Origin of the sequence: Burkholderia anthinoferrum (assembly GCF_002925705.1) — a bacterium.
Taxonomy (GTDB): domain Bacteria; phylum Pseudomonadota; class Gammaproteobacteria; order Burkholderiales; family Burkholderiaceae; genus Burkholderia; species Burkholderia semiarida.
Window position 1 is genome coordinate 625,499 of the sequence record NZ_LFZP01000052.1, and the last position, 15,553, is coordinate 641,051.

At 68.4% G+C, this 15,553-nt stretch carries 12 protein-coding genes; 2 read left to right on the forward strand and 10 right to left on the reverse strand.

What is annotated here, in order from left to right; translation table 11 throughout:
• The first annotated feature begins 134 nt into the window (after window positions 1–134).
• Complete coding sequence (locus tag C5F75_RS25515; RefSeq protein ID WP_060009501.1) at window positions 135–1,868, forward strand: S53 family peptidase; 1,734 nt, start codon at window positions 135–137, stop codon at window positions 1,866–1,868.
• 64 nt (window positions 1,869–1,932) lie between these two features.
• Here the strand turns inward: C5F75_RS25515 and C5F75_RS25520 are convergent, their stop codons facing one another.
• The 5 genes from C5F75_RS25520 to C5F75_RS25540 form a co-directional block, all read right to left on the reverse strand.
• On the reverse strand, window positions 1,933–3,351 hold the full coding sequence (locus C5F75_RS25520; RefSeq protein ID WP_081075298.1) for an MFS transporter: 1,419 nt from the start codon (window positions 3,349–3,351) through the stop codon (window positions 1,933–1,935).
• A 257-nt stretch (window positions 3,352–3,608) separates the two neighbouring features.
• The gene (locus tag C5F75_RS25525; RefSeq protein ID WP_104012864.1) at window positions 3,609–4,445 is read right to left on the reverse strand and encodes an ABC transporter permease; all 837 of its coding nucleotides are present in this window, start codon (window positions 4,443–4,445) and stop codon (window positions 3,609–3,611) included.
• Between the two features lie 37 nt (window positions 4,446–4,482).
• Window positions 4,483–5,748 (reverse strand): ABC transporter permease, encoded by a 1,266-nt coding sequence (locus C5F75_RS25530; protein ID WP_181035467.1) that lies wholly within the window; start codon window positions 5,746–5,748, stop codon window positions 4,483–4,485.
• Between the two features lie 111 nt (window positions 5,749–5,859).
• Window positions 5,860–6,906: an ABC transporter substrate-binding protein gene (locus C5F75_RS25535; protein ID WP_059582832.1), complete on the reverse strand. Its 1,047-nt coding sequence runs from the start codon at window positions 6,904–6,906 to the stop codon at window positions 5,860–5,862.
• A gap of 76 nt (window positions 6,907–6,982) precedes the next feature.
• A complete protein-coding gene (locus C5F75_RS25540) occupies window positions 6,983–8,089 on the reverse strand; it encodes an ABC transporter ATP-binding protein (RefSeq protein WP_059582835.1) in 1,107 nt (368 codons plus the stop codon).
• 107 nt (window positions 8,090–8,196) lie between these two features.
• On the opposite strand from C5F75_RS25540, the gene pdxR reads away from it, so the two are divergent.
• Window positions 8,197–9,717, forward strand: coding sequence for a MocR-like pyridoxine biosynthesis transcription factor PdxR (pdxR, locus tag C5F75_RS25545; RefSeq protein WP_059582838.1), 1,521 nt, complete (start codon window positions 8,197–8,199; stop codon window positions 9,715–9,717).
• Window positions 9,718–9,744: 27 nt separating this feature from the next.
• On the opposite strand, the gene C5F75_RS25550 is transcribed toward pdxR, so the two are convergent.
• From C5F75_RS25550 to C5F75_RS25575, 5 genes are all read right to left on the reverse strand, one after another.
• Window positions 9,745–10,779 carry a lipase secretion chaperone gene (locus C5F75_RS25550; protein ID WP_059582843.1) on the reverse strand — a complete coding sequence of 345 codons (1,035 nt, stop codon included), beginning with the start codon at window positions 10,777–10,779 and terminating at the stop codon, window positions 9,745–9,747.
• A gap of 3 nt (window positions 10,780–10,782) precedes the next feature.
• Window positions 10,783–11,877, reverse strand: coding sequence for an alpha/beta hydrolase (locus tag C5F75_RS25555; protein ID WP_059582845.1), 1,095 nt, complete (start codon window positions 11,875–11,877; stop codon window positions 10,783–10,785).
• 221 nt (window positions 11,878–12,098) lie between these two features.
• Entirely contained in the window at window positions 12,099–14,231 is a 2,133-nt protein-coding gene (locus C5F75_RS25560; RefSeq protein WP_059582850.1) for a TonB-dependent copper receptor, read from the reverse strand.
• Window positions 14,232–14,314: 83 nt separating this feature from the next.
• The gene (locus tag C5F75_RS25570; protein ID WP_104012865.1) at window positions 14,315–14,683 is read right to left on the reverse strand and encodes a DUF2946 domain-containing protein; all 369 of its coding nucleotides are present in this window, start codon (window positions 14,681–14,683) and stop codon (window positions 14,315–14,317) included.
• A 156-nt stretch (window positions 14,684–14,839) separates the two neighbouring features.
• Complete coding sequence (locus C5F75_RS25575; protein ID WP_059582855.1) at window positions 14,840–15,376, reverse strand: cytochrome b; 537 nt, start codon at window positions 15,374–15,376, stop codon at window positions 14,840–14,842.
• Window positions 15,377–15,553 lie beyond the last annotated feature (177 nt).

The following is a 15,553-nucleotide window of genomic DNA, read 5'->3' on the forward strand; positions in this document are numbered from 1 at the left end:
CGGTTGTCAGAACTGACAGCTATGGAAACTGGCAGCTACCCGAACGGCATCGACGCCCTACGCTCGTCACCGCTCGCGGCCCCACAAGGGCCGGGGGTTCCAGTAACGTCGCCTCTCCTAAAAAAGGACTCCCGATGAAAAGGAACGCCTGGTTTGCCCTTCCCCTTCCGTCGCCCCGCCGCCTGGCGTGCGTGGCACCGCTCGTGTTCGCCGCCGCTGCGGCGCATGCGGCGACGGATTGGGTCGATACCCATACGAAAGCCTTTCTGACCGGCCCGCAGTTGATGGCGCGCAGTGCGGCGCCGTCGCTCGAACTCGCGGCCGGCGAGACGACCAACGTCGTCGTCAGCCTGAAGCTGCGCAACGCCGCGCAGCTCAAGCAGCTGGCGCGCGACGTGAACCGGCCCGGCAGCGCGCATTACCGCCAGTACCTGACGCACGAGCAGTTCCTCGCGGACTACGCGCCGACCGATGCGCAGGTGAAGTCGGTCGTCGACTATCTGCACAAGAGCGGCTTCACGAATGTCGAGGTCGCGCCGAACCGCCTGCTGGTCTCCGCCAGCGGCACGGCCGGCACGGTGAAGGCCGCGTTCAACACGTCGCTCGTGCACTTCCAGTACGCGGGCCGCTCGGGTTTCGCGAACACGTCGACCGCGCAGGTGCCGCGCGCACTCGGCGACGTCGTCGGCTCGGTGCTCGGGCTGCAAAGTGTCGCGCGGGCGCGGCCGATGCTGCGCATCGGCAACGTGGCGAAGCCGCAGGCGCTCGCGGCCGGCACGGCGACAGGCCACTATCCGAAGGAATTCCCGGGCCTCTACAACGCGACCGGCGTGCCGACCGCCGCCGGCGTGACCGTCGGCATCATCACGATCGGCGGCGTGTCGCAGACGCTGCAGGACCTGAAGCAGTTCACGTCGAGCAACGGCTACGGCACGGTCTCGACGCAGACCGTCAAGACCAACGGCACGGGCGGCAGCTACGCCGACGACCAGGACGGCCAGGGCGAATGGGATCTCGACAGCCAGTCGATCGTCGGCTCGGCCGGCGGCCAGGTCGGCAAGCTCGTGTTCTACATGGCGGACCTGAACGCCGCCGGCAACACCGGCCTCACGCAGGCGTTCAACCGCGCGGTGTCGGACAACACCGCGAAGGTGATCAACGTCTCGCTCGGCTGGTGCGAAACCGATGCGGACGCGGACGGCACGCTCGACGCCGAGGAACAGATCTTCACGACGGCAGCCGCGCAAGGCCAGACGTTCTCGGTATCGTCGGGCGACGAAGGCGTGTACGAGTGCAACAACCGCGGCTATCCGGACGGCTCGAACTACACGGTGTCGTGGCCGGCTTCGTCGCCGCACGTGCTCGCGATCGGCGGCACGACGCTGTACACGACGTCGGCCGGTGCGTTCTCGAACGAGACCGTGTGGAACGAAGGGCTCGATTCGAACGGCAAGCTGTGGGCAACGGGCGGCGGCGTCAGCTCGATCCTGCCCGCGCCGTCGTGGCAATCGGGCAGCAATCGCCGGTTGCCGGACGTCGCGTTCGATGCCGCGCAAAGCACGGGCGCGTACATCTATAACTACGGCCAGTTGCAGCAGATCGGCGGCACGAGTCTCGCCGCACCGATCTTCACGGGCTTCTGGGCGCGGCTGCTCGCGGCGAACGGCACGGGCCTCGGCTTCCCGGCCGGCAACTTCTATGCGGACATTCCGTCGCATCCGTCGCTCGTGCGCTATGACGTCGTGTCGGGCAACAACGGCTATCAGGGGTATGGCTACAAGGCCGGCACCGGCTGGGATCTGACGACCGGCTTCGGCAGCCTGAACATCGCGAACCTCAACCAGTTGATCAAGTCGGGCGGGTTCTGAGCGATGCATGAAAGCCGGCGCGCGGCGATGGCTTGCCGCGCGCCGGCTGTGACCGTGCCGCGCGCTACTCCGCCGCCGGCTCCTTCACGCGCTCCGACACGACCGGCGCGCCGGCCCGATGCGACGGCGCGAACAGCCGCAGCCCGCTCGCGACGCTCGCCGCGCCCGCGAACCCCGCACCGAGCATCAACGCAAGCGTCGGCCCGTGGCGGCCCGCGATCCCGAACGACAATGCAACCAGCGCCGCGCCCGTGGCCTGCCCGATCAGCCGCGCGGTCGCGATGATCCCGCTCGCGCCGCCGCTGCGTTCGGGCGGCGCGCTCGACATCAGCGCCTTCAGGTTCGGCGACTGGAAGAAGCCGAAGCCCGCGCCGCACAGCATCATCCGCCAGCCGATGTCGACGACGCCCGGCGACACCGGCAGCGCGGCGAGCGACACCATCCCCGCACTCAGCAGCGCGAGGCCGATCGCGCCGAGCAGCCCGGGCGGATAACGATCCGACAGCCGCCCCGCGATCGGCGCGGCGAGCGCGACGACCGCCGACCACGGCGTCATCAGGAAGCCCGTTTCGACCGCGCTGCGATGCAGGACGGTTTCGAAATAGAACGGCAGCGACACGAACGCAAGCCCCTGCGCGGCGAACGCGCACACGGCGGTCAGCGCGGACAGCGTGAACACGGGCCGGCGGAACAGGTCGATCGGCAGCATCGGCGCCGGGTGCCCGGCCTGGCGGCGGATCAGCAGCCAGCCGAACGCGAATGCCACCGCGGCCGCCGCGAACACGACGGAGCGCGGCCCGCGCTGCGCGAATTCGCCGAGCGCGAAGATCAGCGATGCGAACGTGATCACGTTGAACAGCGCGGCGACCGGATCGAATACATGCTTGCCGCGCGCCGTCCGCGGCAGCGACGGAATCGCCACGGCGAGCGCGAACACGCCGAGCGGCACGTTCACCGCGAACAGCCACGGCCATGCGGCCACCGAGAGAATCAGCGACGCGATCGTCGGCCCCACCGCGAACGACACGCCGACGACGAGCGCGTTGAAGCCGACGCCGCGCCCGAGCCGGTGCGCGGGGAACAGGCCGCGGATCAGCGCGACGTTCACGCTCATGATCGCGCTCGCGCCGAAGCCTTGCACGATGCGCGCGGCCGTCAGCATCGGCAGCGTGGCCGCGAGCGAACAACCGAGCGACGCCAGCGTGAACACCGCCAGCCCGGCGACATACACGCGCTTGTGGCCGACGATGTCGCCGAGCGACGCGAACGGCAGCAGCGTCGCGACCATCGCGAGCTGGTACGCGTTGATGATCCACACGGACGCGGCCGGCGACGCGTGCAGGTCGGCGGCGATCGCGGGCAGCGCGGTGTTCGCGATCGCGGTGTCGAGCGTCGCGAGCGCGACGGCCAGCAGCACGGCGGACATCGCGCGCCAGTTGACGGCCGGCTCGTGCGCGCCGGCGGGGGAAGCGAATTCGGACAAGATGGGCTCGGCTGACGAGCGACGCGCGGCGTCGCGGATTGAGCGGCGCGGCGCCGGACGCCCCGTGCAGCAGCACGGGAACGCGCGGCACCGCGAGCCGTATTGTTGCAGAGCCGCATCGAACGTGCAGGCGGCCGCCTCGTCAGTCAGCGAAACGAAAGATTCGGTGCGCCGCGGCGGGCGCGCGCCATCGATGCAGACGCAACGACCGGCGCACTCGCGGCCCCGCCGGACGGCACGCGGCCGGCCGCCGCCATTTACGACACCGCACGCCGCGCATTGCGGCCGCGCAGCCATTCGAGCGCGAGCAGCAAACTCGTCGAGAAAATGATCAGGATCGTCGCGAGCGCGGCGATCGTCGGGCTGATGTTCTCGCGAATGCCCGTGAACATCTGGCGCGGCAGCGTCGTCTGGTCCGCGCCCGCGAAAAACAGCGTGACGACCACTTCGTCGAACGACGTCGCGAACGCGAACAGCGCGCCCGACATCACGCCCGGCGCGATCACCGGCAGCGTCACGCGGAAGAAGGTCGACACCGGATTCGCGCCGAGCGACAGGCTCGCGCGCACGAGGTTCTGGTTGAAGCCCTGCAGCGTCGCGGCCACCGTCGTCACGACGAACGGCACGCCGAGCGCCGCGTGCGCGGCGATCAGCCCCGTGTAGGTATTCGCGAGCCCGAGCGGCGCGAAGAACAGGTACATGCCGACGCCGACCACGACGACGGGCACGATCATCGGCGACAGCAGCACGGCCATCAGCAACGCCTTGCCGCGGAAGTCGGCCTTGGTCAGGCCGATGGCCGCGAGCGTGCCGAGCACGGTCGCGACGACGGTCGCCGACGGCGCGACGATGAAGCTGTTTTTCGCGGCCATCCGCCACTCGTCCGACGCGATCAGGTTCTCGTACCAGCGCGTGGAAAAGCCTGGAATCGGATACACGAGGAACGTGCTCGACGAGAACGACAGCGGCACGATCGCGAGCACCGGCAGGATCAGGTACAGCAGCGTCAGCACGACGAGCACGCGCAACGCGACGTACCACGCGCGCTCGACGAACGACATGTGCGGCGCGAACAGCGGCCTGGCGAGTTTCATGGTCGGCATCCCCTTCCCGTTTCCCTGTGCCCGGCGCTCAGCCGAGGCTCACGTTGGTGCGCGTGAAGCGCCCGTACACCGCGTACAGCACGAGCGTGGCCGCGAGCAGCAGCCCGCCGAGCGCACACGCCATGCCCCAGTTGATCGTCACGTTCGTGAAGTACGCGACGTAGTAGCTGACCATCTGGTCGTTCGGCCCGCCGAGCAGCGCGGGCGTGATGTAGTAGCCGATCGCGAGGATGAACACGAGCAGCGCGCCCGCGCCGACGCCCGGATACGTCTGCGGCACGTACACGCGCCAGAACGCGGCGAACGGATGGCTGCCGAGCGACACGGCCGCACGCTGGTAGGTCGGCGGAATCGACTTCATCACGCTGTAAAGCGGCAGGATCATGAACGGCAGCAGGATGTGCGTCATCGAGATGTACACGCCGACGCGGTTGAACAGCAGCGTGAGCGGATGCGAGATCAGCCCGCTGCCGATCAGCGCCGTGTTGATGAGCCCTTCGCTCTGCAGCAGCACGATCCATGCGGCGACGCGCACCAGCACGGACGTCCAGAACGGAATCAGCACGAGGATCATCACGAGGTTCGCGCGCCGTTCCGACAGCGTCGAGATCCAGTACGCGAGCGGATAGCCGAGCAGCAGCGCGAACAGCGTGACGGCGATGCCGATCACGAACGTGCGCCCGAAGATCGCGAGGTAGATCGACTGATCGGGATCGGCCTGCACGATATGGCCGAAGCCGTCCTGCTTGTGGTCGAGCGCGGCGAGCAGATAGAACGGCGACACCTGGCTGCCGTTCTTCGCGATCGCCTGCCAGTACGCGAGCTCGCCCCAGCGCGCATCGAGATCGATGAATTTCGCGCGCGTCTGCGCGGGCGTCAGCGCCGCGTCGCCCGCGTTACCGTCGCCCTTGAACGGCATCGCGCGCGCCGTCTTCGCGACGAGCGAGCGATAGCCGGGAATCTCGGTGTTCAGGCGCCGCGCGAGCGCGCCCATCGCCTCGCTGTCGGCCACCTTCGTCATGTCGGCCGCGAGCGCGACATACGCGGCGTCCGCCGGCGGCGTCTTGCGGTCCCAGCCCGACAACGCGGCGACCGTGTTCGGCAACGCGGTCGCGATTTCCGGGTTCTGCACCGCGCGCGTGAGCAGCGTGCCGATCGGCACGACGAAGATCAGCAGCAGGAAAATCGCGAGCGGCGCGACCAGCAGCAGCGCCATCGTGCGCTTGCGCGCCTCGGCGGCCTTCAGCTCGCGCTTGAGCGCGGCGGTCGACGGCGAGGAAGGCGCGATCGTGATCGTATTCAACGGTTCTCTCCGGCCGGGCACGTTCCGGCGGAAGGCCGCGCGACGGGTTCGACGCGTCGCGCGGCCGGTTGCATCACGGCATCCTTCAGGATGCCCGACCGGTTACTTCGTGGCCCACGCGGCGAAGCGCTGTTCGAGCTCGTCGCTGTGGTCGGTCCAGAAGCCGATGTCCTCCAGTACCGCGTTCTTGCCGTTGGCCGGCGAGTTCGGCAGGTTCGCGAGCGTCTTCGCGTCGAGCGACTTGATCGCGGCGACGTTCGCCGGGCCGTACGCGATGTGCTGTGCATACGCCTGCTGCGGCTTCGGCGTCAGCGTGTACGCGATGTACTGCTCGGCGAGCGCCTTGTTCGGCGAACCCTTCGGAATCGCCCAGTAGTCGAGGTCGTAGATGCTGCCGTTCCACACGACCTTCAGGTTCTTGCCTTCCTTCTGCGCGGCGTCGATGCGGCCGTTGTACGCGGTCGACATCACGACGTCGCCGGCCACCAGGAACTGCGGCGGCTGCGCGCCCGCTTCCCACCACTGGATGTACGGCTTCAGCTCGTCGAGCTTCTTGAACGCGCGATCCTGGCCGGCCTTCGTGCCGAGCACCTTGTAGACGTCCTTCGTCGCGACGCCGTCGGCCATCAGCGCGAATTCGAGGTTGTAGCGCGCGCCCTTGCGCATCCCGCGCTTGCCGGGGAATTTCTTCACGTTCCAGAAATCGGCCCAGCCGGTCGGCGCGGTCTTCAGCTTGTCCGCGTTGTACGACAGCGCGGTCGACCATACGAAGAAGCCGACGCCGCACACCTGCGGCGATTCCGGAATCAGGTCGGATTTCTTCGCGATCTTCGACCAGTCGAGCTTCTCGTACAACCCTTCGTCGCAGCCGCGGTTCAGGTCGCCCGATTCGACTTCGACCACGTCCCAGTTGACGTGCTTGGCCTCGACCATCGCCTTCACCTTCGCCTGCTCGCCGTTGTATTCGACGGCCGTGACCTTGTTGCCGGTCGCCTTCTCGAACGGCTGGTTGAACGCGACCTTCTGCGCGTCGCCGTTCGCGCCGCCGAAGTTGACGACCGTGAGTTCGGCAGCGGCGGCCGATGCGCCGAACGCGACCAGCGCCAGCGCGAGCGCCGTGCGGCGCGCGGTAAAGCTTGCTCGTTTCATGATGGTTCCTCTCCTCTCGTGGTGGAAGTGGGCTTTGTTGTTGACGACGTGCTACGGGAAACCGGGTGAGCCATGCTCACGCGAACACGCGCAGGTGTTCGGGCGAGAACGCAAGCGAGACGGGTGCGCCGGGCGAGAACGCGTCGAGCGCGCCGGTGCCGAGCGGCACCTTCACGAAGCATTCGTCCTGGCCCGGCAGCGCGCAGCGCATGCGCACGTGATCGCCGAAATAGATGAGGCTGCGCGCCTCGCCGGTCACGCGGTTGGCGGCGGCGCCGTTCTGGTGACCGTTCGCGAGGCCGTTGGCGAGGCTCATGCGTTCGGGGCGGATGCACGCGACGGCCGCCGCGCCCTCGGCGGCTTCGCCGATATGGCGGCCGACGAGCTTCGTGCCGTCGTCGAGCCGGAACTCGCAGAATTCGCCGTCGACGCGCGCGATGGTGCCGCGCAGCCGGTTGCTGTCGCCGATGAAGTTCGCGACGAATTCATTGCACGGCGATTCGTACAGGCGGTCGACGGTGTCGAGCTGCTGCACGATGCCCTTGTCGAACACGGCGACGCGATCGGACATCGTCAGCGCCTCGCCCTGGTCGTGCGTCACGTACACGAAGGTCACGCCGAGCTTTTCGTGCAGCGCCTTCAGTTCGTACTGCATGTGTTCGCGCAACTGCTTGTCGAGCGCGCCGAGCGGCTCGTCCATCAGCACCAGCTTCGGCTCGAACACGAGCGCGCGCGCCAGCGCGATGCGCTGCTGCTGGCCGCCCGACAGTTGCGCCGGGTAGCGTTTCGCGAAGCGCTCCATCTGCACCATCTTCAGCGCATGCGCGACGCGCTCCGCACGCTCGCCGGCCGGCAGCTTGCGCACCGTCAGCGGATACGCGACGTTCTGCTCGACCGTCAGGTGCGGAAACAGCGCGTAGTTCTGGAACACCATGCCGATGTTGCGCTTGTGCGGCGGCACGTTGTTCAGCAGCTCGCCGTCGAGGCGGATCTCACCGCCCGTCGGGAACTCGAAGCCCGCCAGCATCATCAGGCAGGTGGTCTTGCCCGAGCCGGACGGCCCGAGCAGCGTCAGGAATTCCCCTCGGTGGATGTCGAGGTCGAGCGATTTGACGACCAGCGTCTCGCCGTCGTAGGTCTTCCGCACGCCGCGAAAGCTGACGATTACATCATCGGACTTCATCGTGCTGTCCCCTGGTTCCGCGCCAATTGATTTTGAGATGCGAGCCACTATACGGCCCGCACGGTTCTATACTAGGGAACCATTTCAATATTCCTAGTAGGACCACTTTGGATACCGTGATCCTCGCCGACTGGCTGTCCGCCCGTCTGGACCGCAGCTCGTCCGAGCCGATGTACCGGCAACTGCTGCAACTGATGCAGCAGGCCATCCTGACCGGGGAATTGGGGCCAGGGACGAAGCTCCCGAGTTCGCGCACGCTCGCGGGCGACCTGTCGATCGCGCGCAATACCGTGCTGCACGTGTACGACCAGCTGACCGCCGAAGGCTACGTGCTGACGACCACCGGCAGCGGCACCTACGTGGCCGACACGCGGCCGGACGCCGCCGCGATCCGCGTACCGGGCGCCGCGCCGCCGTCAACGGCCGGCGAACTCCCGCCGCCCGACGCGCAGGGCAGCCTGTCGATGCGCGGGCGGCAACTGGTCGAGCATGCGGGCGTCTCGCGGCGCCAGTGGGGCGCCTTCATGCCGGGCGTGCCGGACGTGTCGGAATTCCCGAGCCGCACGTGGAGCCGCCTGCAGGCACGGCTGTGGAAGGAGGCCAATCCGGAGCTGCTGACCTATGCGCCGGGCGGCGGCTACCGCCCGCTGCGGCGCGCGCTCGCCGATTACCTGCGCGTCGCGCGCTCGGTCAAATGCTCGCCGGACCAGGTGATCATCACGACCGGCATCCATCAGTCGATCGATCTCGCGGTGCGGCTGCTGTCCGACATCGGCGATCGCGCGTGGGTCGAGGAGCCGTGCTACTGGGGCGTGCGCAGCGTCCTGCAGGCGGCCGGCCTCACGCTCGCGCCGGTGCCGGTCGACCAGGAAGGGCTCGCCCCGCGCGCGAGCGACATGCAGCATCCGCCGCGGCTCGTGCTCGTCACGCCGTCGCACCAGTACCCGCTCGGGATGGTGATGAGCCTCGCGCGGCGCCGCATGCTGCTCGAATATGCGCGCCAGCACCGCTGCTGGATCATCGAGGACGACTACGACAGCGAATTCCGCTACGGCAGCCGCCCGCTCGCGTCGCTGCAGGGGCTCGACGACGGCGGCCGCGTGATCTACGTCGGCAGTCTCGGCAAGATGCTGTTCCCGGGGCTGCGGATGGGCTACATGGTCGTGCCCGAGCATCTGGTCGACACCTTCCGCACGGGGCTGTCGGAGTTGTACCGCGAAGGCCAGCTGATGCAGCAGGCCGTGCTGGCCGAATTCATCATGGACGGCCACCTCACGTCGCACGTCAGACGCATGCGCACGCTGTACGGCGAGCGCCGGCAACTGATGATCGACGCGATCCGCGCGCGCTTCGGCGACGCGCTGCCCGTGATGGGCGACGAGGCCGGCCTGCACCTGGTGCTCGGCCTGCCCGATGCGTGCGACGATCGCACGGTCACGCAGAGTGCATTCGACGCCGGCGTGATCGTGCGCCCGCTCACCAGCTACTACAGCAATGCCGACACCGCGCGGCAGGGTTTGCTGCTCGGCTATGCATGCGTCCCGCACGAAGGCATCCGGCCCGCGTTCGACACGCTCGCCCGTGCCATCGAGCAACATCTGCCACGCAACATCTCGCGCGCGGCATGACGCCCGCCGCGCGCGGCGGCGCGCGGATCAATGCGCGCTTCCCGCTCCACGATCGAGCGATGCCGCGCGCACGGCCTCGCCGGGCTTCGTAAACACGCGCTGCCGCAGCGCGGCGATCTGCGCGTCGCGATCCTGCGGCGACAGGCCGGCCGACTCGATCTGCGCACGCTGCGCCGCGTAGTCCGCGTAACGGCTCTGCCACGACGCGTCGTCCTGCTGCATCTGCGCGACGCGTGCGGCCGCCTCGGGGCCGAGGGTCTGCGTCAGTTGCGCGCGCATCGCGTCGGGCGTCGCGCCGCTCTTCTGCAATTGCGCGATCTGGTCGATCGCGGCGCGCTGCCGCTCCACCCGCTGCCGCGCCGCGCGTTCGTCGGCCGGCATCTGCTGTTCGAGCGCCGCGAGCCGCTCGGCCTTCTGCGCGTCCGTGAGTGAGCGATCCTGAACGATCTTCAATCGTGCGAGGTCGTAGCGCTGCCGCCACTGCTCCGCGCCGAAAAACGGCTGGCTCCAGTCGCCGAGCGTGCGGTACGCAAGCGACGCGCGCTGGTCGAGCGCGAGCTGCAACGCACCCGGATCGGACTTGTCGACCGCGCCGGCATCGGGCAATTTGGCGAGCGCGTCGAGATACGCGCGATACCGGTGCCACACGTCGAGCGCCTCGGCCTGCGCGACCGTGCCGTCGAGCTGCGCGGCGATTTCGCGGACGACGAACGCGTCGAGCGCGGCCGCGCTCAGGTCGCTCCGCGCGGTCAGGCAATAGTCGAAGAAATCGCGCACCGCGCGCGATTTCGCGAGATGGCCGCCTGCATCGAGCGGCAACCGCGGCGCGCTGGAGCCGGCGAGCGACGGCGGCAGGCCCGCCCTCGCCGGCGCGGCGGCCTGCGGTGCGGCGGTGGGCACGCCCCCGACCGCGGCCGCATCCTGCGCATCACTCGTCGCGCCCGTGCCTCGATGCGATCCCGCACCGCTCCACATCGCGACGCCGGCAATCGCCGCCAGCCCCACGACACCATAGATTGCAGCGCGCCGCGCGAGCGGCGCGCGCCCTTCACGTGCCGCCATCGATCACACGCCCGCGAGCTTCAATCGGTTCGCATGCGTGCGGATCACCGCGACCGGATCTTCCGCATACGCGCCGCGCACGCCGAGCAGCTGGTTGATCTCGTCGACATGGTTCCACTTGTAGCTCGTGCTCAGCACCTGGCCATACAGCGCGCTGCACTTCGACACGAGCCCGTCGTTCGGGCCCGAGCCGCGGTTGATCATCACCGTGCCCGTGCCGTACAGCGCGGGCGTCGACACGTCGAGCGCGTTCGCCGGATCGACGACCGGAATGGTGCTCGTGTCCGTCGCCCCCGTCACGCCGAGCACGGAAAGCGTCGGCTGGATCGCCGTGCCGGCCCACGAATACAGCAGATGCGTGTTGCCGCCGACGGTTTCCGTCGGCGCGCCGGTCTGGCAACTGCCGGGCGCGCCGAGGCCCGCGCTCGGATAGTTCTGGTTGTAGGTGGCCGCCTGCGCGGTCGTCAGCGTCTTCAGTGCGGCGAGGGCGTCCTGGTTCGTGTTGTGGCTGCTGCTCGTCAGGATCCCGAACACATTGACGAACGCGGCGATCACCGTCGACGACAATCCGGTCGGATCGTACGCGAGCACGCCCTGCACGAAGTCGGCGAACTCGGAGCCGCGATGCGGCGTGCCGATCGTCGTCACCGACGCGACGAGATCGGGCGCGACGGCCGCGACATAGCGCGACGTCAGCCCGCCCTGGCTGTGACCGACGAGATTGACCTTGGTCGCGCCAGTCGCGGCGAGCACCGTCTTCACGTAGGCCAGCAACTGCTCGCCGCGCCCGTTCGGGCCGTCGTCGCTCTGGAAGCCCGACACGTTCGCGACGTAGACGGTCGCGCCATGCTTCTGCAGATCCTCCTGGATACCGTACCAGTAGTCGAGTACGCCTGCATACTTGTCGGTGCCGGTCAGCCCGTGCACGAGAATGATCGGATAGCGCGTCGTCGCATAGTCGTCGGCGGGCGCGGTTGCCGCCATCGCCGTATGCGTCGTCGCGAGCGTCGTCAATGCGGTCGTCCCCGCGAACGGCGCGACGCTCATCGCGCATGCCACTGCCCCTGCCATTACCCTGGAACGCATCGATTTGGCCATGCATGTTCTCCTGGTTATTGTGCTGCCGGTGCGAATGACACCGGATCGACACGCACGCCGCATCGCGCGCGCCGCGTGTGTCGAATGCGGGAGTGAAGCACGACTCGCGAACGTTTGCGCCCCGACTAGATACGGTTCTCTAATCGGTTGACGCGCGCCGCCCGTTCGGGCGGTGCGGCGCCCAGGCACGCGCATGCTGCGACGCACACACGCGTGGCTCGCTACAGCTTCGCGCTCACGCGCACCCACGCGGTACGCCCCGGCTCCATCACCGGCGCGTTCGCCGGATAGCCGAAGCCGGCGTTGCCGGCGAGGTTCAAATGCTCGGTGTAGGCCTTGTTCAGCACGTTGTCGACGCCGACCGAGATCTGCACGGTCTTGCTGACGTTGTACTGCGTATGCAGCGACAGCACGCCGAATCCGGCGCTCGGGCCGAAATCCTTGCCGACCACGTTGCCCGCGTTGAGTGCATAGCGATGCTGCGGCGCAACGATGCGCCACAGGCCGCCCGCCGACCATGCACCGCGCGTGTATTCGAGCCCGATGCGCGCCTCGAGCGGCGGCATTTGCGGCAGCGGATCGCCGCTCGCCACGTTGCGCCCCCACGCATACGCGAGCGACGTCTCGACGCGCAGCGGCGCGACCGGCCGCCACGACAAGCCGGCTTCGCCGCCCATGATCTGCGCGTTGACGTTCGTGGCCTGCGTGGTCGCGCCCATCATGCCGGCTGCATAGTTGAACAGGATGAAGTCCTGTACGTAACCCGCATACGCGGACACCCACGCATCGAACCGGTCGCTCTTGTATTGCGCGCCGATATCGAGCTGCGTGGTCTTCTCCGGCTGCACCGCCGAGAATGCGTTGACCGAGCCGGCCGGCCCGCGCGTCGCGGAAAACAGTTCCCAGTAGTCCGGATAACGCTCCGCATGGCCGATCCCGGCGTACCACGTGACGGGCAGCGACGCGAGATCGCGCTCGTAGCGCACGAAGCCGCTCGGCAGCACCCTCGACCGGTCGTCGTCGAAAGTCGGGTTCGGCTTGCTCTTCATCATGCCGCTCGTCGTCGCGCGCTTGTCGCGTGCGCTCGCATAGTCGGCGCGCGCGCCGCCGATCACGCGCGACACGTCGCTCGCATACCACGTCAGCTCGCCGAACACGCCCGCGTTCCACATCGTCGCCTGCGCATTCCACGGCTGGTCGCGGTAGTTCTGCCGCCCCATCGACGAACGCGAATCGAGCCGGTTCGATTGCGCATCGACGCCCGTGACGAGCTTGACGTCGTCGCCGAAGCGGAACGTCGCGGCCGCACGCGCGCCGACCGTGCGGCGCCGCACGTCCGCGGCCATCCGCATCGGCATGCTGCTCGTCGGGTCAGGCTGCCGCAACGTGTAGTTGTCCATCACGTGATCGGCTTCGTTGTAGTACACGCGCGCCTCGATCCGGTCGAGCACGTCGCCAAGATGCCGCTTGTCGAACGACAGGCCGAACGTCTCGCGGCGAAAATGCGCACCGTCCATCCCGCGGCCGGCGTAGCGCGCATAGCCGTCGCCGGTGCCGGCGGTCAGCTCGACGCGCGTATGGTCGTCGGGCGTCCAGCCGAGCGCCGCATCGGCGTTCCACTTGTCCCACTGCGACGGCACGGTGTTGCCGTTGCCGTCGTGGTAGTCCTGCGAATGCGCGTGGTTCGCGGTCACGCGGCCATAGACGTCCGGCGTGCCGGCGCTCAGGTCGACGTTCTGGTCGTTGCGGCCGAACGACCCGCCGACGAGGCTGCCGTCGAAGCGCATGCCGGGGCGCTCGAAACGCGGTGTCACACGTTCGAACAGCACGGTGCCGGCCGACGCGCCCGGACCGTACAGCACGGTCTGCGGCCCCTTCACGACGGTGACCTTGTCATAGCTTTCCGGTGCGATGTACGACGTCGGCGCATCCATCCGGTTCGGGCACGCGCCGAGCGTCGGTATCCCGTTCGCCAGGATGTTCAACCGCGACCCGAACATCCCGCGCAGCACGGGGTCGCCGTTCGTGCCGCCGCTGCGGATCGACGTGAAGCCGGGGATCGTCTTCAGGTAATCGGCGCCGTCGCTGGCGGGCAGCGGCTGGCGCGGCGCCTTCGGATCCGTGACGACGACGAGCGGCGTCGACAGCGGCGACGCGACGACTTCGACGGGCGGCAACAGCGCGGCCGCGTCGGCCGTCGCCGCGCCGGCAGCAGGCACGGTTTCGGCCGCGGCGGTGCTCGCGGCGAGCGCGCCGACGGCCAGCGCGGGAACGGTAAGTTTCAGCATGCGCGGCAGAGGCCGCGCACGGGCATTGCGGGGCGCCCGCGGCGCACGCAACTGGGAATGGGTCATGATCGAAAGCCCGAGTGACGCCCTCCACGCGGCCTTGGCGGGCCGCACGGATATCGGCGGTGATAGGAACGGAAAGAAACGCGTCAGGCGCGCTCGGGCGGTGCGCGCGGATAGGTGCGCGGATAGCGGTCGCTGTGCGCCGCGACGGCAGACGACGCGGCGGCGGCAACGGAAACGACGGGAATGGATTCGACCGACGCGGCGGCAGGCGCGCCGATCGCCGGGCTATGCGCCAAGAAAGCGCAGTAGCCGCACGCGTCGAGATGCAGCGCATGATCGTGCACGCCGCCCGCATCGGATGAACGATGCGCACCATGCTCGGTACTGCAGACGATCGCCTCGGGCGTGGCCGCCTGCGCGATACGCCACTGCGACACCAGCGGCGCCGCGATCGCGATCCAGATCGCGAGCAGGCCAAGCCAGGCAGTCAGGTGACGATGTCGGTACAGCATGGACGGCGACGCGTAAGCGGAACGTAAAAACAGCCGAGATGTTACAGAATGTTCAACGCGATGACCAGTGCGGACGACGGTAAACGAACCGGGGGCGCATGGTTGTCAACACAACCATGCGCCCCCCCCCATGCGATGCGGGCCGGCGGCGGATGATCAGGGCGCCATGCGCCGCAACACGTCGTCGCGCCGGATGAAGTGATGATAGAGCGCGGCCAGCGCATGCAGGCCGATCACGAAGTAGAACGCGTTGCCGATCAGCTCGTGCGCTTCCTTGATCGTCGGCCGCAGTGCCTTGTCGGGGCCGAACAGCGTAAACGACACGCCGAGCCAGTCGAGCGACACCGGCTTGCCGCCCATGTTGATCGTCATGATGCCGAGCAGCGGCTGCGCGATGATGAACGCATAAAGCGCGAAATGCGCGAGCTTCGACAGCCAGCGCAGCAGCGCCGCCTGCGCAACCGGTTCCGGCACGCGGCTGACGACGCGCCACAGCACGCGCAGCACCGACAGCACGAGGACGCACGTACCGGCCGTCACATGCACGTTCATCCAGAACGCGCGGCTGTCGCTGCCCTTCGGTCCGCGGATCTCGATGGCCAGATAGGCGAGCGCGACCAGCAGGAAGACGGCCCAGTGGAAGAAGATCGCGGGCGAGCTGTAGCGCGTCTGTTTCGCGAGGATGTTTTTCATGCTTCGTCTCGTGTCGTATTCGGGGAGAGGTGCGGGCCACCGGCCTGCGCCCGGCAAAGCTGTGACGATTGTAGCCGCACGGGCGTCCGGCTTTGCACGACGCGGTCAAATATCCGATCCATCGTCGACGCGCGCCGCACAATGGCCGCCCTATGGAAAATCCGCATCGCGCGCCCG

What these genes read in the sequence shown, in the direction of transcription:
- C5F75_RS25550 (WP_059582843.1), bottom strand. Translation starts at nt 10,779, where the DNA reads ATGGCGGCACGTGAAGGGCGCGCGCCGCTCGCGCGGCGCGCTGCAATC.
- C5F75_RS25535 (WP_059582832.1), bottom strand. Translation starts at nt 6,906, where the DNA reads ATGAAACGAGCAAGCTTTACCGCGCGCCGCACGGCGCTCGCGCTGGCG.
- C5F75_RS25525 (WP_104012864.1), bottom strand. Translation starts at nt 4,445, where the DNA reads ATGAAACTCGCCAGGCCGCTGTTCGCGCCGCACATGTCGTTCGTCGAG.
- C5F75_RS25540 (WP_059582835.1), bottom strand. Translation starts at nt 8,089, where the DNA reads ATGAAGTCCGATGATGTAATCGTCAGCTTTCGCGGCGTGCGGAAGACC.
- C5F75_RS25570 (WP_104012865.1), bottom strand. Translation starts at nt 14,683, where the DNA reads ATGCTGTACCGACATCGTCACCTGACTGCCTGGCTTGGCCTGCTCGCG.
- C5F75_RS25575 (WP_059582855.1), bottom strand. Translation starts at nt 15,376, where the DNA reads ATGAAAAACATCCTCGCGAAACAGACGCGCTACAGCTCGCCCGCGATC.
- C5F75_RS25515 (WP_060009501.1), top strand. Translation starts at nt 135, where the DNA reads ATGAAAAGGAACGCCTGGTTTGCCCTTCCCCTTCCGTCGCCCCGCCGC.
- C5F75_RS25560 (WP_059582850.1), bottom strand. Translation starts at nt 14,231, where the DNA reads ATGACCCATTCCCAGTTGCGTGCGCCGCGGGCGCCCCGCAATGCCCGT.
- C5F75_RS25555 (WP_059582845.1), bottom strand. Translation starts at nt 11,877, where the DNA reads ATGGCCAAATCGATGCGTTCCAGGGTAATGGCAGGGGCAGTGGCATGC.